Source organism: Staphylococcus piscifermentans, assembly GCF_900186985.1.
GTDB lineage: Bacteria > Bacillota > Bacilli > Staphylococcales > Staphylococcaceae > Staphylococcus > Staphylococcus piscifermentans.
Window position 1 is genome coordinate 618,799 of the sequence record NZ_LT906447.1, and the last position, 21,358, is coordinate 640,156.

Genomic DNA, 21,358 nt, shown 5'->3' on the forward strand with positions numbered 1-21,358 from the left:
TATATGTAAAGTATTACTTTTACACTTCGTGAAAGAAAGACTTGGAAATCGCAACGTTTCGTGAACAGTGCCTCTAAAGACTAGGATGACGGGGAAATGAGCGTATAATACAAGGGAATATATGAAACCGAGGTGTTTTTCAACATGAAGAATTTAATCATTGGGTTGTTGCTCGTTATGCTGATTATGGGTTCTGGCTATAATATGATTAAAGCAGAAATGCATCATGACTCCGATGCGATTGCTGCCCAAAAGCAAAAGATGAAAGGCATTACGACGAAGGCGCAATTGAAAGCTGTCTTTAAAGATCCTAAGAAGAAAGAAGGCGCAAAGTTAGCCGCTTATGAAAACGCAGTAGAGAATCACGTACTGCCACGCAGCAAGCACTTTCAAACTGCAGAAGCTGCTTATAAAGAATCTTTAAAATTAAAACATGATAAATAAAAAGCAAAGCAGTCGCTTCATGAATGTCTGTGCGGACATGTCTGAATCACTGCTTTGCTTCATTATGTTGAGTGAAATCTGAAATTTGAATATGTCGTAAATCATATAAAGACGGCAGATGTTCTGTAAAGCTTTCAAGTTTCCGCAAAAATGGATATTCATTCGTCCATTGATTGACTTGATCTGCAAATTGCCCATCAACGAATTGGTGATACATTTGCGGAATAAAAGTGAGCAACCGATCGTCTTGCCACAATTTATAAATACCTACTAGGGCCAGTGCAATAAATAATCCTTTAATTAATTTCCACATCATCTTTCTCCTCGGAAAAAGTAAGTCTTATATTTTATTGTATAATATTTTTATGCAGATTACCAGAATGTGATAAAGGCTATATGTAAGGTAGAAAGCGTGATATAATTTAACAACTGACATCAAGAATTTTATTAGGAGGAAAAGTATGCGTAAATGGCGTTCTCGTTTATTCTCTATTATAGGAGTATTGCTCATTTTAGTGGGGGTCTTTTTCCTATTTAAACCCCAAATTGATCATTTTATTACAGGAAAACAAAACGACGAAAAAATCGAACAATATGATAAGCAGCAAGCAGATCATAAAGACAAACATAAAGCAGCACCACAAGTGCCGAAGGATAAATCGCAATTAGTAGGCTACATAGATATTCCGAGTGTCAATATTAAAGAACCGGTTTATCCAGGGGCCGCTACACCGGAACAGTTGAATCGTGGTGTAAGTCTTGCAGAAGATGATGAAACTTTAGACCAGCAGAACATTTCTATTGCAGGGCACACCAATACAAGTGGAGATTACCAATTTACTAATCTGCACAAAGTGAAAAAGGGAGCGAAAGTAACCTTTAAAGTCGGTGATGAAACCCGCAAGTATAAAATGACTTCAATCAAGGATGTGAGTCCGGATGAAGTTAGTGTATTAGATGAGCATAAAGGGCAAAAAGAACAACTTACATTGATTACATGTGATGATTATAATCCGCAAACCAATGAATGGGAAAAGAGAAGCATTTTTGTAGCGAAGAGAGTAGCATAAGAAAAAGGCTGGGACATAATAATGTCTCAGCTTTTCTCTATGGACTGGCAGTAGCTATCTGAATAGAAAATACGCTTGTTCCAAGCTTATTTCTATTCTAGTTAGCCTTGCCGGAGCGGGAAGACGAAATAATTTTAATCAAAAATTATTTCTGTCCCGCTCCCTTACTCTTTTAAGCTTCCAAAGTTTCAGTGATTTTTTCAGCTGTATCTTCAGGAAGATTGCTGCAATCAATTTCAAAGCCTAAATCTTGAATCATACGATAATCCATAGTATTCGGCTGGCCGCCTGTAATTAGGTAGTCACCCACAAAGATTGAATTCGCAGCAAGCAATGCAAAAGGCTGCAATGATTGCAAGTTGACTTCTCGTCCACCAGCAATACGGATTTCTTTAGTAGGGTTGACTAAGCGGAAGAGTGCAATAATGCGTAAACATTTCATTGGTGTCAACTCATCCATATTGCCGAACTTAGTACCTTGGATCGGATGCAAGAAGTTAATAGGAATACTATCTGCATCTAATTCTTTTAAAGCAAAGGCCATATCAATTCTATCTTGAGCAGTTTCTCCCATCCCGCAAATCACACCAGAACATGGTGAAATATTATTTTCCTTCATAATTTCTACAGTTTTTACGCGGTCTTCATATGTGTGTGTTGATACAACAGTGTCATGATAGTTCTCGCTTGTATTTAAGTTATGATTATAACGGTCTACACCTGCTTCTTTTAAACGATGTGCTTGATCTTCATTAGCTAAACCTAGACAAGCACACACTTTTAATTGAGGATGATTTTCTTTAATTGCACGCACAGACTCAGTAATATGATCCACTTCTTTATCACTTGGTCCGCGTCCACTCATTACAATACAATATGTACCAATTTGGTTGTCTGCAGCTGCATCTGCTCCTGCGATAATATCGTTTTCCGGAATTAAAGCATAGCGATCTTTACGCTTCATATCTCGAGATTGACCACAGTACCCACAATCCTCTGGACAAATCCCGCTTTTAGCATTCAAAATCATATTTAATTTAACTTTCTTTCCATAGTAATGTTTACGTACAGCATACGCTTCATCTAATAAAGTAAATGTATCAATTGATGTATCTGTGTATAAATCGTAAGCCTCTTGCTTGGTTAATGCACCGCCATTAATTATTTTATGTGCAATCTCCATGGTTCAAATCCCCTTTTTCTAAAAATATGTTAACTATTAACAATGAAAAGTTTACATTCCATAAAAGAATAAAGCAAGCTGTATTTAAAAATATTTGATTTAGAGAGGTACTTCTCATTTGAGGCGTCTCTCTTTTTCATACATAATATTGTTAAGAATTTTTTTGAAAAAAGAAGAAAAAAGAGCAGAAAGAGCGTTTATATTAATGAAGGTGTAAAAAAGAAAGGTGACTTAAAATGTATATTACTGATTATCAATCACCAGTTGGTATCTTGACGTTAGAATCAGATGGTGAAAACTTAACTGGTGTTTATTATGCGGGACAATTGAATAAAGACAACCCAAATTTAGAAAAAGTAAATCAAGATGAGCAAGAGATATTTAAGAAAGTAAGTACATGGTTAGATGCATATTTTAAAGGAAAGAATCCAGAAATCAACTTTCCTTATAAAGCTGCGGGAACAGAGTTCAGAGAACAAGTCTGGAACGAACTTGCCAAGATTCCATATGGTGAAACAGTGACATATGGAGAAATTGCCAAAAAGCTTGCTGAAAAGCGCGGCAAAAAGAAAATGTCAGCACAAGCAGTAGGGGGAGCTGTCGGCAGCAATCCTATTTCTATCATTATTCCTTGTCATCGCGTAGTGGGACAAGATAACAGCTTAACTGGGTATGGCGGCGGTATCGAAACTAAGAAACAGCTATTAGCTTGCGAACATCATAATTTAGACGATTTTAAAGAGTGATTTCTGCTCATCTAATTTAGAAGTTTTATCAAAAAATCAACGGCTTTTTGATAAACTTCTGCTACTTTTGGAGTCATTACCCTATCGAAATCATGTTCATCAGTTGGAATACTTACAAGCGAACTGTTTACAACGGAATGATGTAATCTTAAAGCTTCGCTATAAGGTACATCGATATCGTTTACAGCGTGTGCGATAAAAATAGGTGGAAGTTTTTTGAGTGCTGCTTCTGAGAGATTAAGGAAAGTCGCAGCAGCATCTTCTATTCCAACATATTCATACCACAAAGCATTACCTCTCGTATAAAGATAGAGCGGATAACGGATTTGAGTCGGCCCGGATGTGATAGGAGAAGATTGCAACATCAGCTGAATCATAGGTTCAGTCAGCTTTGAAGTTTTGCGTTTAAAAATTTCATGTTCATGACGAAATTCAGGTAGATCTATTTGACTATAACCATAAAAATCTAATATACCTTTTACTTTTCTATGAGCGGCTATTTGAATAGCTAAATAACCGCCTGATGAACGACCGAAAGTAAATATGGGTAAGTCAGAATATAATTCAGCAATTTCATCAAACACGGCAAATGCATCTGAAATAATAGTTTCAAAATCAGATTCTGGAGCGAGACGGTAAGGTGCCAGTACTAAATGAAAACTTTGTGTAAGTACCTTAATAACATTTTCATTTAAATCAGTTGGAGAACCAGAAATCAACCCACCCCCATGGTAATAAACAATAACGCCTTTCGGTTTCTCGGCAGCTGGAATCACATGAGTTTTTAAAATGAAATCATCTTTGGTTTTGATAGATAGTAATTTTTCTGTCATTTGAAATCTCCTATATTCATAATTATTAATTATATTAGAAGATTGTTAAATCAATTGAAAGTAAAAAGGGCAGGACAAAATAATGTCCATGCCCTTGTTCTAATACTATTGTCCAATTGCACCTATCAGAGCAGAACCAATTGATAAAACAACAAATACTACACCGAAAATAATTGAGACTTTCCCTGAAAGACGACAAGTTTTATAAAGTAATAAAGTGAATAAATAACCTGAAATGAGTGTTTGCAAATTAAAAGCACCCAACACTTTATTGCCTTTGTCAAAGATATTAAGACTAGTGATACTGTATTGAACTAGATCTAATCCCACAATGACTTGAATTAAAGTAACTACTAAAGCAATGCATGAACTTACTAACAAAGCAAAAAGTGTACCAGCGAAAATGCTGCGCTTTCTAACTTGTGATTTAAAGATTCGTGCAATTGCTAAAACGATAAGCCAAGAGAAAAGTAATGTAAAGAGTGAACCAAAAATACTCGTAATTATTGATACAGGCCCCATAATAGCTTTGGCCTTGTCCATATCAGCATCTGGATTTGCTTGTGTAAGTTGTCCTGTAACATCTGAAAAACTAAAGGTTAACCAAATTGAAGCTGAAATAACAATCAGCCAAATGATAAGATTCAGCGCCCATTTAGGTTGCTCTCTAAATTTACTGAAAGTAGAGCCGAGAATTAAATTAGATTGATCCATGATGTACTCCTCCAAATTTTGTAATTAAATCATATCTTACCATACTCTTTTAAAAGTGATAACCATAATTTAATAAAAAGATTAATTTCCTAAATTATTAATGAGATTCAGGATGGAATAATAAGAATTCATGAAATTTCACCAACAAGGCTTACAGTTTTGTTATAATCTTTGTAAATGTATATTTTTTTATTAAAATTATGATACGCTTTATTAGTCACAAAATATAAGATAGGAGCGAGCGACTTGAAAAGGAAAACAATTTGGATTATCTCGATTATTGCAGCGATATTAGTATTATTTATTATTGCTCTGGTTGTAAAAAAGACCTCAGGAGATTCTGATAACAAAAATACATATGAAGTTTATAAAACCAAATATGAAAGTCCATTAACTATGCAAGGGAAAGCTTCCCCTTATTCAGTAAAATCTTATTTAAATAATAGTTCTGTTGGTAACTATTTATATACATTAGTTTCAGACGGGCAAAAGGTAGAAAAAGGACAACCGCTTATCAGTTATGATACGAGCGGAAATTCAAGAGAAGACCTTGTAAATAAGGTGAACCAAGCACAGCAAGCAAGAAACAAAGCACCGAATGATGATAATACATTTACACAATTAAATAAGGCGTATAAAGCATTGAATGATTTTGATAATCAAGTAAATGACAGTATATATGCAAGTTTCCCAGGAACAATCCAAATCGTGCAAAGCGATCAACCAAATGATGGCCAAACAATTTTACAATTGGTTTCCAATGAGCCGCAGATAAAAACTACAGTGTCTGAATATGACCTTAACAAAATTAAAAAAGGTAAAGAAGTTGATTTCAAAGTCAACAGCACTGGCGAAAAAGGAACAGGCCAAATCAAGCAAGTTTCAGAATTGCCTACAAGTTATGAAGACAATTTGCAAGGTGACAGCGGTGGATCAGCTGGCATGCCCGGTGCAGGAGACGATGCAGGCGAAGGTCAAGAAGGAGGCGCTGCAAGCCAAGCTTCAAATCCTGTAGTAAATGACGTTGATGGAAAGGGCGGCTCAAGTGACGCTTCAAAATATAATGTAGTTATCAGCAACCTTTCAAAACCAGTCAGAGCAGGTTTCTCATTAGATGTTTCAGTTCCTTCTCATGCTATTAAATTACCATCAAGCGTTTTAACCAAAGGTAATTATGTTTACGTGATTGATAAACACAATAAAGTGGAAAAACGTCAAATTAAAATAGAAGAAAGAGATGGACAAAAATATGTGAAATCAGGCTTGAAGGAAGGAGACAAACTTGTTAAGCACCCTAAATCTTCTTTAAAAAGTGGAGATAAGATAGAGGTGGCGAAATGATTAAATTAAAAAACATAAATCGCTCTTTTAAAAACGGTGATAAAATCAACCATATTTTAAAGGATATCAACCTTGAAATTAATAAAGGAGAATTTATTGCCATAATGGGGCCATCTGGTTCAGGTAAAAGTACATTGATTAATATTATCGGCTTTATTGACCGCGGATATAGTGGTGATTATCTATTCAATGGAAAAAATTATAAACGCAGTTCGGATAATAAGTTAGCTGAAATCAGAAACCACGTGGTAGGTTTTGTCTTCCAGAACTTTAAATTAATACAAAATAATACCATTTTAGAAAATGTCAGCATTCCTTTAGTTTATGCAGGTATAGGAAGTCAAGAAAGAAAAAAGAGAGTATTAAGTACACTGCATGACGTGGGGCTATATGATAAAGAAAACTTAGTTCCGAATAAATTATCTGGGGGTCAGCAGCAACGTGTAGCGATTGCACGTTCTATAGTGAATCGACCAGATTTCATCATTGCCGATGAACCTACAGGAGCTTTAGACTCCAAAACTTCAGAAGACATCATGGAGTTGTTTACTAAATTGAATGAAGAAAAACATACTACTATGATTATGGTAACGCACGACCGCGAAGTGGCAGAACAAGCAGACCGTATCATTCATATATTGGATGGTCGTATTCAAAAAGAAGAGGTGATACGATGAATCGATTAGCAAATATATTATCCGTATCACTTCGTTCAATTATGAAGAATAAACGCCGTAATATCTTCACTATGATTGGTATTATCATAGGGATAGCAGCAGTTATTACCATAATGTCATTAGGTAATGGTTTTAAGAAGACAGCTTCAGAGCAATTCTCTGATTCAGGTGCTTCTAAAGATGCAGCGATTATTAACTTTATACCGACAGGAGACTCTAATGAGAAAACAGATCCTTTTTCTCCTAATGATATACAGACAGCTGAACGTGTTGATGGCGTTGCAAGTGCGCATAAAAAGGAAGACAAGAATCAGTCTTTCCAAGCCAAAATGACTAATAGCCAACATCATGGAGACCTCAATGTATATAAAAAGAATTCCTATGATAGCGTAGATAAAGGACATGGATTTTCTTCAGATGATAATGAGCTTGAAGAAAAAGTAATAACTGTCGATAATCAAATTGCTAAAAAAGTATTTCATAATGAAGCAATCGGCAAGACGCTTTTCATTGGAGATGAAGGGTTTAAAGTAATAGGCATTGCTAATGAAGGTACAGAGGAAAATACTGTCTATATGCCTACGAAAACATTCGATCATTATTTGCCGAATCTTACTCAAAATATGGCTCAACTTGAAATTAAATTAGATGAAGGCAGCAACAAAAAAGAAGTCGCTAATAAAGTAGCTAAAAAATTAAGTGAAAAAGGTTCTGGACAATCAGCAGGGACTTATCAGTATTCTGATACCGAACAAATGATGAAAGGTATTACTAAAATATTTGACGGTATCACATACTTTGTAGCAGCAGTAGCGGGTATTTCACTCTTTATTGCTGGTATCGGAGTAATGAACGTGATGTATATTTCGGTTGCAGAACGTTCTGAAGAAATTGCGATACGGCGTGCATTTGGAGCTAAAGCACGAGATATTGAGATACAGTTTTTAGTCGAGAGTGTGGTCTTATGTTTAATAGGTGGTATTATCGGTTTAATACTCGGTATTGCTATCGCATCACTCGTTGATGCAGTCACACCAAGCTACATCAAGAGCGTAGTCAGTCTAGGCTCAGTGCTATTAGCTGTAGGCGTTTCAACATTAATAGGTGTTGTATTTGGTTGGATTCCTGCACGTGCAGCAGCGAAAAAAGAATTGATTGATATTATTAAGTAAGCCAGAGGGGGCTGGGACAAGTTTTGTCTCAGCTCTTACTTTTTGAACTGGCAGTAGCTTTCTAAATAGAAATGTGCTTGCTTCTAATTAATTTTGGAGGAGCGACATGACGAAATCATTTCAACCAATGTTATTTATGCCTCGTTTCCTTCATGCTTAAAGTTGAATATTTTAACAAAACTGGCTATCTTTAAATTGAGAATAAAATTAAATGTAGAAAGGAGGACATTCAAATGGATATTAAACAAATGAGCTACTTTATTGCCGTTGTTCAACAAGGCGGTATGACAAATGCATCAAAAGAATTATACGTAGCTCAACCAACAATCAGTAAAGCAATTAAGGATTTAGAAAATGAATTGGGAAGTCCTTTGTTTGATCGCAGCAAACGTCATTTATCTCTTACAGATAGCGGTAAGATTTTTTATAAGAAATCATTAGAAATTATGAATCTTTTCGATAATCTCCCTAAAGAAGTGAATCAATTGAAAGGGTTAGAAGCGGGACATATCAGTATTGGCTTGTCTGCTGTGATGAATATGAATAAATTTATTGAAACGTTAGGTGATTTTCATCAGATGTATCCTAACATCACTTATAATCTCGTCGAAAACGGCGGCAAAGCTCTCGAACAACAAATTATTAGTAATGAAATTGATATAGGTATTACCACTCTGCCAGTTGATAATGCAATCTTTGAATCGATTCCTCTATATAATGAAGATTTATTACTTGTAGTCAGCGAAACGCATCCATTAGCCCAGCAGGACACGGTTGAGATGAAAGAACTGGCAAATGAGGATTTTATACTTTTCAATGAGGATTTTTACTTGAATGATAAAATAATTGAAACTGCAAAGCGTTCTGGATTCGTTCCTAAAACAATTTCTAAAATTTCACAGTGGAACTTTATTGAAAATTTATTGACAGAAGGTCTAGGCGTTAGCATTTTGCCTGAAAATATTGTGAAAATGTTGAATGGGCCGATACATAGTCTGAAGATTAATGATGACGCAATGCGATGGCAACTTGGTGTTATTTGGAAAAAAGAAAAGTACATCAACTATGCCACAAGAGAGTATATTGACTATATGAAGACAGCTTTAACTACAAAAGAATAGATAAAGTTTAGGGTTTGGACATAATTTTGTCTAAACCCCTTATTATTTCTTCTCTAGCCAGCTTTAGAACTATAATATTGACACATTTAAGTTTTTAAAATTTTCACATTTGAAAGAAAAGTAATAGATGGCATCGCTTACATAGAAAAAAGTAATAGTTACTATCTAAAATCGATATTTTTATTATACACAAAGTTGTCATAGAATAATGGTTGTAAGTCAGAAGAAATAGCATAGAATGATTTATTTACACTCTGATTCAAACACCAGAATCACTAAAAAATAAATCACTCTATACAACTAAAATAAAGGAGAGGTGTTGGCTTATGACCGCTAGAGTATTAAAAATAATATTACAAGTCGTAGTAATTTATGGCATTACAATGTTAGGCAACACCATCCAACACTTATTGCATATTCCATTAGCTGGAAGCATCGTCGGCCTAGGACTTTTTTTCCTACTATTACAATTTAAAATAATTCCTGTCAAATGGGTCAAAGACGGTGCAGACTTCTTATTAACTACAATGGTATTTTTCTTTATACCTTCTGTAGTAGGAGTCATGGATATTGTAAGTGATATTCATTTAAACTTCATCGTTTTCTTTGCTGTTATTATACTCGGTACTATTGCAGTAGCGTTTACTTCTGGACTTATTGCAGAAAAAATGGCGAACAGAACACATGTTACTAAAGGACATCATGTATCATGATTTGGATTAAAGGCATTTTAATGATTGCACTAACCGTTATCATGTACCTTGCCGCTAAGAAAATCCAACAAAAATATAAGAATCCTTTTCTTAATCCAGCCCTAATTGCTTCACTAGGGATAATTATCGTGTTAGTGTTGTTTCGTCAAGATTATAGTGGGTACATGTCTGGTGGTAAGGTAATTAACCAACTTCTCAGCTGTACAGTAGTATGTTTAGCATATCCACTATATATTAATCGGCACAAAATCGTCGAAAATTTTAATATCATTTTCGCAAGTGTTATTACAGGAGTGGTACTTAACTTTACGTTAGTCTTCTTTTCATTGAAATTACTGGGTTATTCAAAAGAAGATATTGTAACACTCTTGCCGCGTTCTATTACAGCAGCAGTCGGTATTCAGGTATCGCACCAAATGGGCGGCGCCGATACCATCACTGTCCTCTTTATTATTACTACCGGTTTAATCGGCAGTATGTTGGGATCATTGTTACTGAGAATGGGTCATTTCAAATCGTCTATTGCGAAAGGAATGGCTTATGGGAATGCCTCCCATGCATTCGGAACGGCTAAAGCACTTGAAATGGATCTGGAATCGGGAGCTTTCAGTTCAATCGGAATGATATTAACTGCGGTAATTAGTTCAGTACTTTTACCCATCCTCATTCTCTTTTTCTACTAACGTAGCGAAAGAGTTATTCATTGTTTAGGCACAAAAGCATAACGACTTTTCAAACGCTAAAGGGTAGTTTGAATTCAGTTAGTTTTTACAAATAGAAAGGGGCTATTTTTGAAATGGCAAAAATTAAAGCAAATCAAGCGCTTGTAGAAGCATTACTACAATGGGATGTTGATCACTTATATGGTATCCCAGGAGATTCAATCGATGCAGTTGTAGATAGTTTGCGTACAGTTAGTGAACAAATTAAATTCTATCATGTACGTCATGAAGAAGTTGGAAGCTTAGCAGCTGCAGCTTATACAAAATTAACTGGTAAAATCGGGGTATCACTAGCAATTGGCGGACCTGGTGCAGTTCACTTATTAAATGGTATGTACGACGCTAAAATGGACGGCGTACCTCAATTAGTACTTGTCGGCCAATCAAACAGTAACTTGCTTGGTACTAAAGCTTTCCAAGAAACTAACTTGTTAAGCCTATGTGAAGATGTATCTGTTTATAACAGACAAATTAATGAAAAAGATGACGATATCTTTGGTATCGTTAATGAAGCAATTAAAACAGCTTATGAGAAAAAAGGTGTGGCAACTTTAATCTTGCCTAACAACTTGTTAACTCGCAAAGTTAAAGATACAACTAACAAACCAGTTAACAAAAAACGCCCTACAATTCCAGCTCCAAACCCATCTAAAATCAAAAAAGCTGCTAAATTAATTAACAAAGCTAAAAAACCTGTATTATTAATGGGTACTGGTGCAAAACATGCTGGACCAGAAGTAGAAGCATTGATTAACAAAGCTAAAATTCCGACAATCATTACGTTACCTGCAAAAACAATCATTCCTGATGATCACCCATACAACTTAGGTAACTTAGGTAAAATCGGTACTAAAGCTTCTTATCAAGCAATGCAAAATGCTGATTTATTAATCATGGTTGGTACTAACTATCCTTACGTTGACTACCTACCTAAGAAAAATATCAAAGCAGTACAAATTGACGTTGATCCTAAAGCAATCGGTCACCGTTTCAATGTTAACGCTGGTATTATCGGAGATGCTAAAATCGCTTTAACTGAATTAACTGATTTAGTTAAACCAGTTAAGACTCGTAAATTCTTAAATGAAGCATTAGATAACCTTAAAACATGGAAAGAATGGATGCAAAAAGACCTTGATAATGATGCATTCCCAATTCGTCCAGAACACTTAATGCAAGCTATCAACAGAGAAGCAGACAACGATGCTGTTTACTCAATCGATGTTGGTACTTCAACAGTTTGGTCAACACGTTACCTTAGCTTGAAACCAAGTAATGAATTCATCATTTCTAGTTGGTTAGGTACAATGGGTTGTGCTTTACCAGGCGCTATCGCATCAAACGTAGCATTCCCTAACCGTCAAGTTATCGGTATTGCTGGTGACGGTGCATTCCAAATGGTAATGCAAGACTTCGCAACTGCAGTTCAATATAACATGCCAATGGTAATCTTTGTTATGAACAATAAAGAATTAGCCTTCATTAAATATGAACAACAAGCAGCTGGTGAATTAGAATACGCTATCGATTTCTCTGAAATGGATATGGCTAAATTCGCTGAAGCTTGTGGCGGTGCTGGTTACACATTAACTGACCCATCTGACATTGATACAGTTGTAGAAGCTGCATTCAAAGAAAACAGACCAACACTTGTTGATGTTCATGTTGATCCTAATGCTGCACCACTTCCAGGTAAAATCGTACCTGACGAAGCAATCAACTATGCTAAATGGGCATATAGATCAATCACTGAAGATAAAAAATTAGACTTAGATGAAATCCCACCATTATCAACAGCAGCTAAACGTTTCTTATAATTCGAAACACTCATCTAAATAGAATATCCTATACCCTAGCCGAGTCGCTGGTTATGACTATCCCAATCATAATCAGCGGCTCTATTTTTTTATTAATTCTTTTGATACCAATGCTGTGCATTCTGATAAAAAATCTTGCTGCAAGCTTCTTCATCAAAAGCTTCTTGAATCTTTTTGACGTCATTCAGAGAAAAAGGTTGGGGCGCACGTGTTGAAGGTAAGTCTGTACCGAACATCAACGCTTCCGGATTAACCATATAAATTTGTTTCATCGTTTCAACTACATCTAGATTACCGCGACTGAAACCTGTCGCTTTCACATGTAACCCATGGTCAACTAAATCTAATAATGTCGGTAGACCCTCCTTGGATAGTCCGAGATGATCAATAGATACACGTGGTAAAGCTTTTAAAGTATCTGTTATTTGTGACAATGTCTTAGTGTTTAAATAGAGCTCCGTATGCCAACCTGCCAATTCATAAATACGTTCAGAAAAATAACGCAGATTTTTCAAACTTTCTATACCGCCCCGCTGAATATTGAAACGCACCGCAGTAATGCCCTGTGATTTAAGCTTTAAGATTTTTTTATCTGATACTTCAATAGGTAGCTGAGTTACTCCATAGAATCCTTTGCCCAATTTATTGAGTGTGTGAATTAAATACTGTTGATCGAATCCTTGAAAAGAACCTGACACTACTGTACCGCCTACGATGTCTAATTTTTTAGTATCTTTTTTGTAATCTTTAATTAAATAATTAGGGGGTAAGTAACCTTGGTTTTCAATAATAGGATAACGATAATCAATAATGTGAAAATGTGAGTCAAATATTTTCATTATGTAACCTCCAATTAAAGTAAGTAATTAGCTAAGTAAAAAATCGATTTTAATATTGTAATATTCTGACAAATATTCTATAATCAACCTATTCATCATTAATACATAGAAATGAGGGAAAAGGATGCAAACTTCTTATATTCCTATTAATAATCAATTGAAATTAGTCCAACCAGAATTAATAATGGCAGAACAATTATTTCAAGTGATAGATGAAAATAGAACGTATTTATCTAAGTACTTACCCTTTATCGACGATACCAATACAGTGCAAGATGAAACTGAATTTATTAAGTTGATGTTAGCGCAACATGCAAGAGGGACAGGACGCTTATTTTTTATTTTCTTAGAAAATGAATTAATCGGAACTATTGATTTGCATCAAATTGACCAAACACATCAGAAAGCAAGTATCGGTTATTGGCTAGCTCAAAATCACACAGGAAAGGGTATCATTACACGTTGCCTTCAAACCTTGTGCGACTTTGCTTTTAATACTTTGAAGTTAAACAAGTTAACTATAATGGCTAATGTGAAAAATCAACCAAGCATCAGAGTGGCTGAACATTGTGGTTTTACATATGTAGGAACAGACAAAGATGAATTATTTGAACGTGGTCATTTTGAAGACTTTGCACGCTATGCGTTATTAAAAAGTGAATTTCAAATGACTACACTATAAATTCTAAGATTACTCCCTATCAACCATTTCTTTAAATTTTGCTATAATAGAAAAGTAAAGATAAAAAGGGAGAGGTTGAAAAATGGAAGAGCGCAAACTTGCAGCTGAAGCTGAAATTGAAGTAAACGGATATGATATTGACGCTATGGGAATAGTGAGCAATATCGTGTATGTACGTTGGTTTGAAGATTTGAGAACAATATTTGTCAATAAACATATGAATGCCTCTGACATGTTGAAAGAGGATATTTCGCCGATTCTCATGCACACTGAAATAGATTACAAAGTACCGATTACTATTCATGATCGTCCTGTCGGTAAGTGTTGGGTGACTAAGATGAGCCGTTTAAAATGGACATTTGAATTTGAAATCTCCTCTGGTGATAAAGTACATGCTACTGGAACACAGTATGGCGGTTTCTATAATATTCGAGAACAGAAAATTGCTCCAGTCCCAGAAATTTTTAGAAATATTTAGTTATTATTTTATTTCGATAATAATGAGCGGATATGAAGAGAGACAGCTATACGAGCGAACACTCTGAGTCGCTACTCTTCATTTCACATTTCTTATAATATAGGTTGAGACATTTTAGGTATATATGTCTCAGCTCTTTTTTTACATAGCAGAAAAGAGGCATGATAGAAATGACACAGAAGCAACATTCACATATCACCGCTTTAAAAGCGGCTTTTCCTCAAACGATTCCTATCTTTGCTGGATTTACCTTTATAGGTATGGCTTATGGTATTTATATGCATTCTTTAGGATTTCCTCCTATTTATGCCATGTTAATGAGTTTGCTGATATTCGCGGGCTCTATGGAATTTGTAGCGGGCAGTTTATTACTTGCGCCGTTTAATCCATTCAGTGCTTTCTTCTTAACTTTAATGTTGAACTCTAGACACCTGTTTTATGGTATTTCTATGTTGGATAAGTTTAAAGGGACAGGCGCTAAAAAACCTTATTTGATATTTGGAATGTGCGATGAAACATTTGTAATTAATAGTATGGCGAACATACCGAAGAATGTGGACCGCGGTTTGTTTATGTTCTATGTCACATTATTGAACCAATTGTATTGGTTTTTCGGAACTACTGTAGGCAGTTTGTTCGGTGTCATGATTAAGTTCGATACCAAGGGATTAGATTTTGTGATGGTAGCACTCTTTGTCGTTATCTTTTTAGAATCTTGGTTGAAAGAAAAGAATCATGTAAGTTCATTAATCGGATTAGCTATTCCTATTATTTGTTTGATTCTATTCGGGCCTAATCAATTTATCTTGCCTTCTATGATTTTAATCGTGATTGCACTCTCGCTTTTAAGAGGTTATTTTGCTAGAAAGGGTGTGGCTTAAGATGACATTGACACAACAAATCATCACAATCGGGGTCGTCGTATTAGGTACAATGCTAACACGATTTCTACCCTTCATGATTTTTTCTAAAAATAAAGAAACACCTAAATATGTGCAATATTTAGGTGCAGTTTTGCCAGCAGCTGTATTTGGTTTCTTAGTCGTCTATGCTTTACGCAAGACTCCGATTATGTCAGGCAGTCACGGAATTCCAGAATTGATTGCTATAGGTGTGCTGGTCGGCTTGCATCTGATCAAGCGTAATATGCTGATTTCTATTGCTGGAGGTACTATTGTCTATATGTTGCTAGTGCAATTAGTATTTTAAGCAGCTAGGGCTCTATGAGGAACTTTTTTCATCAAAGTGATTTAGTTTCCAAATCAAAGTTGATATGAACCAAGTTAAAATAAAGACGGCTACGAGAATATAGCCAATATAGTCAAATTTCATAGACTGAACAAGTTGCCAGAATGCACCTTGGAAGTGGAACTTATCACCCATAATTTGCAACAATTCAATCATACCGATTATAAGGGCAGCGATAACTGATACTGCAGTGATTGTGATATTATAGTATATCTTGCGGACTGGATTTAGAAATGCCCAATTGTAGGCAGACTTCATTAAGATGCCATCTAAGGTGTCTAGTAGACTCATGCCTGCTGCAAATAGAATAGGTAAGGAAATGATGCCTATAAAGGAAATGGCATGCTGAGAAGCGCCTGAAGACAATGCTAGTAAAGCAATCTCGCTTGCAGTATCAAATCCTAATCCGAATAAAAAGCCAAGCGGTAAAACATGCCAACTTTGATTGATTAATTTGAAATATGGACCAATGAAGCGGGTAAAGAATCCTCTTGAATCTAACAACTGATCTAACTCTTGATGGCTGACTTTCTGCTCTTTAAGTTTTGTAAATAATTTAACGAGTGACACTAAAATAATTAAATTTAAGATACCGATTAATAACAGGAAGACTCCAGAGACTATCGTACCGATTGTGCCGCCGATTTCTTGAAAGTGAGGTAATTGATTTTTCGCCCAGTGGACGGAAATTCCAAGTAAAACTGCCATAATAAAGACCACAGTAGAATGTCCGATAGAAAAATAAAAACCTACGCCCGCCGGATCCTTTCTTTGCTGCAATAATTTTCGAACTGTATTATCAATAGCCGCTATATGGTCTGCATCAAACGCATGTCTCAGGCCCAGCGTATAAGCAAGTAACCCCATTCCTAACAGAATATGAGCATCTTTCGCAGCAATCCACAAGCATACAAAGCCGATAATATGAAGTAGGCAGACAATACTGACATATGGCAGCCAACTCCATTGTGAAAATTTAGTGTTCACATTATTCCTTCTTTCACGATTATTAGGTGAAATCCTTGATGTTATTTTTGAATTCTAATAATGTACCTAATATCAATCCATTTATTAAACTTTATTAATTAAACAACAAAAGTAGTTTTTTTGTAGATGACTTTCTTATTTTAATCCTCCAATGAAGGTAATGTAAAATAATTACGATGACCTTTGGAGTTAATAAGCAAATGTGTGTATTTTCTATATTAGGTTGGGGTAAATAAAGTATAAACGACAAAATTGAGAGAGAGGTTGTTATTTGTGTCTGATATTAATTATATTTCATCATTCGACTCTACAAATTTATATGCCAAAATCAGTTTAGGGGAAAGTCCAATTGCGAATTTGATAGTGGTGCATGGCTTGACTGAAGAGTTGGATGATTACGATGAAGTAACAGCTTTCTTTAATGAATATGATTTTAATGTGATACGGTATGACCAACGTAGCCATTCTAATACTTCAGGAATTAAAGAATTACATGAGCGTATAGATATTTTAGTGGAAGATTTAAAAGCCGTAGTAGATTATGTGAAAAAGCAATTGACGGGTGAAGTGTTTATATTAGGCCACGGTGTCGGAGGCTCTATTGCAGCGATGTTCGGTATTAAGCATCCGGATGAAGTATTAGGCTTTGTATCTTGCGGAGGTTTATCTCCGACTGGACAACCTTTATTGAGAGATGATGCTGGAGATGAATCTTCTAATGAGGAAGAAGATAAGGGAATGGAAAGTGTACAAAAACAACGGATGATTCAAAATTTCCGCCAACGTCTGCATGAAATTAATATTGATTATAAGCAATTTACTGATTGTGTGTTGATTATGCATGGTGGGGATGACAAAGTAGTCAGCTCAGATGATGCCATTCAATTTTATAAAGAAGCAGATACTACACACAAATCTTTACGTATTTATGATGGCTTGAATCATGAGTTACTGAATGTAACCTCCTATCGTGGTATGTTACTCTCAGATATTGTCAATTGGTTAGAGTTCGAATTGTCTTGCGTAGAACAAGATAATGAATAAAAAGTAAAAATTTAAGAGTGCGGGCAGTCTTAAAAGTTAATTTTTAGTAAAATAAAGTGAGGAAGTTTTAAAATGAAAAAATCACAACCTACATTACATGATATTGCTAGAATTTCAGGTTTATCTATCGCAACGGTTAACAAGATCTTGGAAGATAAGCGACATGTAGCTAGTGATAGTGCCAGAGATAAAGTAGTAGAAGCATTAGAAATGCTCGGCTATGAACCGAGTCGTTATATACAATCTCTGAGAGGAGAGCAGACCAAGACAATAGCATTTATCATTCCAAGACATGATGCTTATTACGCTTCTATTATTGATGCAATTGAACATCAAGAAGGATCCGAATCTATTCGCATTATTGCAATGGCTTCAAATGAAAATGCAGCGCGCCAAGATGAATTAATTGATTGGTTTGTTTCTCAGCAAGTAGATGGTATTATTGTTTCTCCAGTGTCTGCACAGATGCGTATTGCACAGAGATGGCGTGATATTCCGATGTTGATTATTGATAACCATATAGAGGATGAATCTTTACCCTATATTGGGTTAAATCATGAGGATTCAGCCTACAAGGCAGCAGAGCACTTATTAAGACAACAGCATAAAGTGATTGGTCTCCTATTAGGCAATCCAGAAACCAGCACAGCTGCTGATAGCAGAATGGGGTATAAAGCTGCTTTGGAAGATTATGATTTAAGCATGGATGAACGTTTAATTACGTATCAATATACGGATTTAAGTATGAATGCGACCGAGAACTACGGCAGTGCAGCTGTAGAACAAGTATTCAATAGCGGTAAAATGCCGACTGCTCTTATTACTGCAAATCACGCTTTATTAAACGGTGTTTTGCAAGCGTTGCATCATAAAGGATTAAAAGTGCCAGAAGATATTGCAATTGTGACATTAGAAGAAAACACTTGGAATACAGCAAATCAACCTCAATTGACTGCTGTTGGAATAGCTTCAAATGAAATCGGAGCTTCTATTTTCAAACAGTTGCAAAGATTTTTCAAAGGCGAAACTACTAAAATAAAATCAGATTGGTTGGCTTCTCAAGTGATAATCAGAGATTCAAGCCAATAAATACTTAAAATAAGAATAGAACCGAAACGTTTGATGAAAGGGAAGTTAAACGTTTCGGTTCCTTTTTAATGTTAAGGGTTTTGGGTGATATAAAGAATAAAATATACCGTTAATGTAGAAATAATGCTCAAATCTTAAATCAGAGGTTATTTCTTAAGACTTTGTCTGCGTGTTTTAATCAACGCAATAGTTGAAACTACGATACCGATAATAATGGCTATGACAGCACCCTGTTCTGGATGGTCAACGTGTCCTGCTTCTGGCAAGTCAGAGTATGATGAGGTTTCGTTTTGAGATTTTGTGCTATCATCTTTCCCTGCTTGATTTTCATGAGTTGCTGCTGGTTGCTGTATCTCTTTCTTTTGATTCGCTTGCTGGCTGTTGGTTGACTGATCAGCATTTGTTGAAATGCTTCCCTCTGTATTTGAATGGGTTCCTGCATTAGGGTTTGCAGTTTGATTGAGAGGAGACGAAGCGGGTTCATCTGTATTAACATCAGCCATGTGAGCTGAATTTGCGTAATCAGTGTTTTGCTTTGCCGTATCAGTGTTTGTAACCAAAGCGGATTGTTCAGCGGATTGTTGGTTTGAGATATTATTGCTTTCAGCAGCATTCATCACTCCAGACGTATTAGTAAATAATAAACCGCTTAATGCGATTGTAGAAACATGAAGCAAGCATTTCTTTGTACTTAACTTCATTACCATGCGAACAACACTCCTATTCCAAAATGAAAGTGTCTGGTCATCCATTGTTGTAATTTCGGTATGTTGGATCGGCAGGATGAGGTAGACAAAAAATATCAACCTATAAATGAAGATAGTGATTAAGATAATAACTTATCAAATAATCTCTTCACTCTTAGCATTACACAGTAATGTTAAGAAGTATTTAAGGTGAGTTAAAAATAGGATAAAGTTCGTAAATTTCAGTATATTAGAACTTTTTAGATGTCTGTACAAGACAAACGCTTACAATGCCAAGGGATATACTCATTTTTCCCAACAAATTAATGCAAATAGTTGGTTTAAACATGATTTGCAAAGTGTTATAGTAGTCAACGGAAAATAAATCGTTGGTAATTTAATGGAAAAAGTCTAAAGGGAGTCTTTGAACATTAAAAGGGTTATAACACGTTTATTTTTATCTATTAATAGTATTTTGAAACTATGGCACTTTTGCGAACTAATTGTGACAACTTTATTGCTAAATAGGCTAAAATTACAAAATAAATTTAACTTAAAAAAGCAATTTTACACGTAATAAAAAGATTGTGAATTTATTCGCAAATTGCCAATTAATAATTTTAGAATGCTATTGAAAACGCTTTACTAATGGTTGTATTATGTCGGTGGTAGGAAAATTAAATATATAAAAGGAAAAGAGGTCATTTGACATGGATATTATCTTGGGAGCAGGGACTTTAATACTTGTCCTCATTGCAATGTCTTTATTTTTAAAATTTGCTCCTTACGGTAAGAAAGGTTTGCAAGCGCTTTCGGGTGCTGCTTGTGCGACATTCTTGCTCAAGCATTTTTAAGTTACGCAATTGGTGGGGTATTCCACATTGAATTTTTCCAAAAGATTGGTGATTTAGCAGGAAGTTTAAGCGGTATTGCTGTAGGTATTCTGACTTGCTTAAACATGGGTGTTTCACCAGTCTTTGCAGTAATTGTAGGACTTGTATTACATGATTCTAAATTATTGCCAGCTTTCATCGCAGCATATCTTGTTGCTTATGTAATTAAATTTATCGAGAAAAAAGTTCCAGAAGGGTTAGACTTGATTGTAGTAATCTTGGTTGCCCCAGCATTAACATTCGGTATTGCAGGACTTATTTCTCCAGCAGTTATGGGTGTCTTAAAACAAATCGGTGGTGCGATTACAGCAGTTGGAGACAATAACCCATATGCATTAGCAGTTATTTTAGGATTGATCATTCCAGTGGTAGGTATGACTCCTTTAAGTTCAATGGTTTTAACAAGCTTGCTAGGATTAACTGGCGTTCCAATGGCAATCGGTGCATTGACATGTACAGGTGCTTCATTCGCGAACTTCATGTTATTCAGAGGATTGAAAATCGGTAATCTTGGTAAAGCGTTTGCCGTTGCAATTGAACCCCTTACTCAAATCGATACTATCGCCCAATATCCAATACAGCTTTATGGTGCCAATGCGATTATAGGTGTATTCAACGCTATCATCGTTACTGCCGTTGGTTTAGTAATCAACGTAACGGGTATGGCTACACCAATAGCTGGTGCAGTTGTATTATTCGGTTTCAACAAACCAGTGCCTAGTATTATCGGTATTGTTGCTGTTGCCATTACAAGTATTATACTTGGTTGGATTTTGGCTAAACTTATCAATAAAATCAATTTCAATAAACTTAGTGAAAAATTACCAGGACGTAAAACATCAACTCAAGCAAACTAATA

General features: G+C 35.5%; 23 protein-coding genes and 1 pseudogene. 17 read left to right on the top strand and 7 right to left on the bottom strand.

Annotated features, from left to right (window positions below; all coding sequences use genetic code 11):
* Positions 1–144: 144 nt before the first annotated feature.
* The gene (locus tag CKV71_RS02495; RefSeq protein WP_095103465.1) at positions 145–444 is read left to right on the top strand and encodes a hypothetical protein; all 300 of its coding nucleotides are present in this window, start codon (positions 145–147) and stop codon (positions 442–444) included.
* A gap of 46 nt (positions 445–490) precedes the next feature.
* On the opposite strand, the gene CKV71_RS02500 is transcribed toward CKV71_RS02495, so the two are convergent.
* Entirely contained in the window at positions 491–757 is a 267-nt protein-coding gene (locus CKV71_RS02500) for a hypothetical protein (protein WP_095103467.1), read from the bottom strand.
* A 148-nt stretch (positions 758–905) separates the two neighbouring features.
* Here CKV71_RS02500 and srtA point away from each other — a divergent pair, with 148 nt between their 5' ends.
* Entirely contained in the window at positions 906–1,514 is a 609-nt protein-coding gene (srtA, locus tag CKV71_RS02505; protein WP_095103469.1) for a class A sortase SrtA, read from the top strand.
* 172 nt (positions 1,515–1,686) lie between these two features.
* On the opposite strand, the gene bioB is transcribed toward srtA, so the two are convergent.
* On the bottom strand, positions 1,687–2,697 hold the full coding sequence (bioB, locus tag CKV71_RS02510) for a biotin synthase BioB (protein ID WP_095103471.1): 1,011 nt from the start codon (positions 2,695–2,697) through the stop codon (positions 1,687–1,689).
* Between the two features lie 236 nt (positions 2,698–2,933).
* Between bioB and CKV71_RS02515 the strand changes: the two genes are divergently transcribed.
* Positions 2,934–3,443 carry a methylated-DNA--[protein]-cysteine S-methyltransferase gene (locus CKV71_RS02515; RefSeq protein WP_095103473.1) on the top strand — a complete coding sequence of 170 codons (510 nt, stop codon included), beginning with the start codon at positions 2,934–2,936 and terminating at the stop codon, positions 3,441–3,443.
* Positions 3,444–3,454: 11 nt separating this feature from the next.
* Here CKV71_RS02515 and CKV71_RS02520 read toward each other — a convergent pair whose 3' ends face one another.
* Both CKV71_RS02520 and CKV71_RS02525 read right to left on the bottom strand, forming a co-directional pair.
* Complete coding sequence (locus tag CKV71_RS02520; RefSeq protein WP_095103475.1) at positions 3,455–4,276, bottom strand: alpha/beta hydrolase; 822 nt, start codon at positions 4,274–4,276, stop codon at positions 3,455–3,457.
* Positions 4,277–4,381: 105 nt separating this feature from the next.
* Positions 4,382–4,990 (bottom strand): YIP1 family protein, encoded by a 609-nt coding sequence (locus tag CKV71_RS02525; protein WP_095103477.1) that lies wholly within the window; start codon positions 4,988–4,990, stop codon positions 4,382–4,384.
* Between the two features lie 246 nt (positions 4,991–5,236).
* Between CKV71_RS02525 and CKV71_RS02530 the strand changes: the two genes are divergently transcribed.
* From CKV71_RS02530 to CKV71_RS02560, 7 genes are all read left to right on the top strand, one after another.
* The gene (locus CKV71_RS02530; RefSeq protein WP_095103479.1) at positions 5,237–6,331 is read left to right on the top strand and encodes an efflux RND transporter periplasmic adaptor subunit; all 1,095 of its coding nucleotides are present in this window, start codon (positions 5,237–5,239) and stop codon (positions 6,329–6,331) included.
* On the top strand, positions 6,328–7,008 hold the full coding sequence (locus CKV71_RS02535; RefSeq protein ID WP_095103483.1) for an ABC transporter ATP-binding protein: 681 nt from the start codon (positions 6,328–6,330) through the stop codon (positions 7,006–7,008). The genes CKV71_RS02530 and CKV71_RS02535 overlap by 4 nt, the downstream gene beginning before the upstream one ends.
* On the top strand, positions 7,005–8,180 hold the full coding sequence (locus CKV71_RS02540; protein ID WP_095103485.1) for an ABC transporter permease: 1,176 nt from the start codon (positions 7,005–7,007) through the stop codon (positions 8,178–8,180). Before CKV71_RS02535 ends, CKV71_RS02540 begins: the two co-directional genes overlap by 4 nt.
* Positions 8,181–8,413: 233 nt before the next feature.
* Positions 8,414–9,301 (top strand): cidABC operon transcriptional activator CidR, encoded by an 888-nt coding sequence (cidR, locus tag CKV71_RS02545; protein WP_095103487.1) that lies wholly within the window; start codon positions 8,414–8,416, stop codon positions 9,299–9,301.
* Between the two features lie 326 nt (positions 9,302–9,627).
* A complete protein-coding gene (locus tag CKV71_RS02550) occupies positions 9,628–10,014 on the top strand; it encodes a CidA/LrgA family protein (RefSeq protein ID WP_095103490.1) in 387 nt (128 codons plus the stop codon).
* The gene (locus tag CKV71_RS02555) at positions 10,011–10,697 is read left to right on the top strand and encodes an LrgB family protein (RefSeq protein ID WP_095103494.1); all 687 of its coding nucleotides are present in this window, start codon (positions 10,011–10,013) and stop codon (positions 10,695–10,697) included. The genes CKV71_RS02550 and CKV71_RS02555 overlap by 4 nt, the downstream gene beginning before the upstream one ends.
* Before the next feature lie 113 nt (positions 10,698–10,810).
* Entirely contained in the window at positions 10,811–12,553 is a 1,743-nt protein-coding gene (locus CKV71_RS02560; protein WP_095103499.1) for a pyruvate oxidase, read from the top strand.
* 92 nt (positions 12,554–12,645) lie between these two features.
* On the opposite strand, the gene CKV71_RS02565 is transcribed toward CKV71_RS02560, so the two are convergent.
* Positions 12,646–13,392 (bottom strand): amidohydrolase family protein, encoded by a 747-nt coding sequence (locus CKV71_RS02565; RefSeq protein WP_095103504.1) that lies wholly within the window; start codon positions 13,390–13,392, stop codon positions 12,646–12,648.
* 124 nt (positions 13,393–13,516) lie between these two features.
* On the opposite strand from CKV71_RS02565, the gene CKV71_RS02570 reads away from it, so the two are divergent.
* The 4 genes from CKV71_RS02570 (at position 13,517) to CKV71_RS02585 (ending at position 15,761) form a co-directional block, all read left to right on the top strand.
* The gene (locus CKV71_RS02570; protein ID WP_095103508.1) at positions 13,517–14,074 is read left to right on the top strand and encodes a GNAT family N-acetyltransferase; all 558 of its coding nucleotides are present in this window, start codon (positions 13,517–13,519) and stop codon (positions 14,072–14,074) included.
* Between the two features lie 82 nt (positions 14,075–14,156).
* Positions 14,157–14,552: an acyl-CoA thioesterase gene (locus CKV71_RS02575; RefSeq protein ID WP_095103511.1), complete on the top strand. Its 396-nt coding sequence runs from the start codon at positions 14,157–14,159 to the stop codon at positions 14,550–14,552.
* A gap of 170 nt (positions 14,553–14,722) precedes the next feature.
* Entirely contained in the window at positions 14,723–15,433 is a 711-nt protein-coding gene (locus CKV71_RS02580) for an AzlC family ABC transporter permease (protein ID WP_095103514.1), read from the top strand.
* 1 nt (position 15,434) lies between these two features.
* On the top strand, positions 15,435–15,761 hold the full coding sequence (locus CKV71_RS02585) for a branched-chain amino acid transporter permease (RefSeq protein ID WP_095103517.1): 327 nt from the start codon (positions 15,435–15,437) through the stop codon (positions 15,759–15,761).
* A gap of 12 nt (positions 15,762–15,773) precedes the next feature.
* On the opposite strand, the gene CKV71_RS02590 is transcribed toward CKV71_RS02585, so the two are convergent.
* On the bottom strand, positions 15,774–16,787 hold the full coding sequence (locus tag CKV71_RS02590; protein ID WP_095103520.1) for a HoxN/HupN/NixA family nickel/cobalt transporter: 1,014 nt from the start codon (positions 16,785–16,787) through the stop codon (positions 15,774–15,776).
* 273 nt (positions 16,788–17,060) lie between these two features.
* On the opposite strand from CKV71_RS02590, the gene CKV71_RS02595 reads away from it, so the two are divergent.
* Positions 17,061–17,831: an alpha/beta fold hydrolase gene (locus CKV71_RS02595; RefSeq protein ID WP_095103524.1), complete on the top strand. Its 771-nt coding sequence runs from the start codon at positions 17,061–17,063 to the stop codon at positions 17,829–17,831.
* A gap of 72 nt (positions 17,832–17,903) precedes the next feature.
* The gene (locus CKV71_RS02600) at positions 17,904–18,920 is read left to right on the top strand and encodes a LacI family DNA-binding transcriptional regulator (RefSeq protein ID WP_095103525.1); all 1,017 of its coding nucleotides are present in this window, start codon (positions 17,904–17,906) and stop codon (positions 18,918–18,920) included.
* Positions 18,921–19,066: 146 nt separating this feature from the next.
* Here the strand turns inward: CKV71_RS02600 and CKV71_RS02605 are convergent, their stop codons facing one another.
* Positions 19,067–19,627, bottom strand: a complete 561-nt coding sequence (locus tag CKV71_RS02605; protein ID WP_095103526.1) for a hypothetical protein — start codon at positions 19,625–19,627, stop codon at positions 19,067–19,069.
* A 689-nt stretch (positions 19,628–20,316) separates the two neighbouring features.
* Between CKV71_RS02605 and CKV71_RS02610 the strand changes: the two are divergent.
* Positions 20,317–21,356 (top strand): annotated as a pseudogene (locus CKV71_RS02610) (PTS sugar transporter subunit IIC).
* Positions 21,357–21,358 lie beyond the last annotated feature (2 nt).

Bases quoted from the DNA above. Each gene is read 5' to 3' on its own strand.
- CKV71_RS02495 (WP_095103465.1), top strand. From the start codon at position 145: ATGAAGAATTTAATCATTGGGTTGTTGCTCGTTATGCTGATTATGGGT.
- CKV71_RS02500 (WP_095103467.1), bottom strand. From the start codon at position 757: ATGTGGAAATTAATTAAAGGATTATTTATTGCACTGGCCCTAGTAGGT.
- srtA (WP_095103469.1), top strand. From the start codon at position 906: ATGCGTAAATGGCGTTCTCGTTTATTCTCTATTATAGGAGTATTGCTC.
- bioB (WP_095103471.1), bottom strand. From the start codon at position 2,697: ATGGAGATTGCACATAAAATAATTAATGGCGGTGCATTAACCAAGCAA.
- CKV71_RS02515 (WP_095103473.1), top strand. From the start codon at position 2,934: ATGTATATTACTGATTATCAATCACCAGTTGGTATCTTGACGTTAGAA.
- CKV71_RS02520 (WP_095103475.1), bottom strand. From the start codon at position 4,276: ATGACAGAAAAATTACTATCTATCAAAACCAAAGATGATTTCATTTTA.
- CKV71_RS02525 (WP_095103477.1), bottom strand. From the start codon at position 4,990: ATGGATCAATCTAATTTAATTCTCGGCTCTACTTTCAGTAAATTTAGA.
- CKV71_RS02535 (WP_095103483.1), top strand. From the start codon at position 6,328: ATGATTAAATTAAAAAACATAAATCGCTCTTTTAAAAACGGTGATAAA.
- CKV71_RS02540 (WP_095103485.1), top strand. From the start codon at position 7,005: ATGAATCGATTAGCAAATATATTATCCGTATCACTTCGTTCAATTATG.
- cidR (WP_095103487.1), top strand. From the start codon at position 8,414: ATGGATATTAAACAAATGAGCTACTTTATTGCCGTTGTTCAACAAGGC.
- CKV71_RS02550 (WP_095103490.1), top strand. From the start codon at position 9,628: ATGACCGCTAGAGTATTAAAAATAATATTACAAGTCGTAGTAATTTAT.
- CKV71_RS02555 (WP_095103494.1), top strand. From the start codon at position 10,011: ATGATTTGGATTAAAGGCATTTTAATGATTGCACTAACCGTTATCATG.
- CKV71_RS02560 (WP_095103499.1), top strand. From the start codon at position 10,811: ATGGCAAAAATTAAAGCAAATCAAGCGCTTGTAGAAGCATTACTACAA.
- CKV71_RS02565 (WP_095103504.1), bottom strand. From the start codon at position 13,392: ATGAAAATATTTGACTCACATTTTCACATTATTGATTATCGTTATCCT.
- CKV71_RS02570 (WP_095103508.1), top strand. From the start codon at position 13,517: ATGCAAACTTCTTATATTCCTATTAATAATCAATTGAAATTAGTCCAA.
- CKV71_RS02575 (WP_095103511.1), top strand. From the start codon at position 14,157: ATGGAAGAGCGCAAACTTGCAGCTGAAGCTGAAATTGAAGTAAACGGA.
- CKV71_RS02580 (WP_095103514.1), top strand. From the start codon at position 14,723: ATGACACAGAAGCAACATTCACATATCACCGCTTTAAAAGCGGCTTTT.
- CKV71_RS02585 (WP_095103517.1), top strand. From the start codon at position 15,435: ATGACATTGACACAACAAATCATCACAATCGGGGTCGTCGTATTAGGT.
- CKV71_RS02600 (WP_095103525.1), top strand. From the start codon at position 17,904: ATGAAAAAATCACAACCTACATTACATGATATTGCTAGAATTTCAGGT.
- CKV71_RS02605 (WP_095103526.1), bottom strand. From the start codon at position 19,627: ATGGTAATGAAGTTAAGTACAAAGAAATGCTTGCTTCATGTTTCTACA.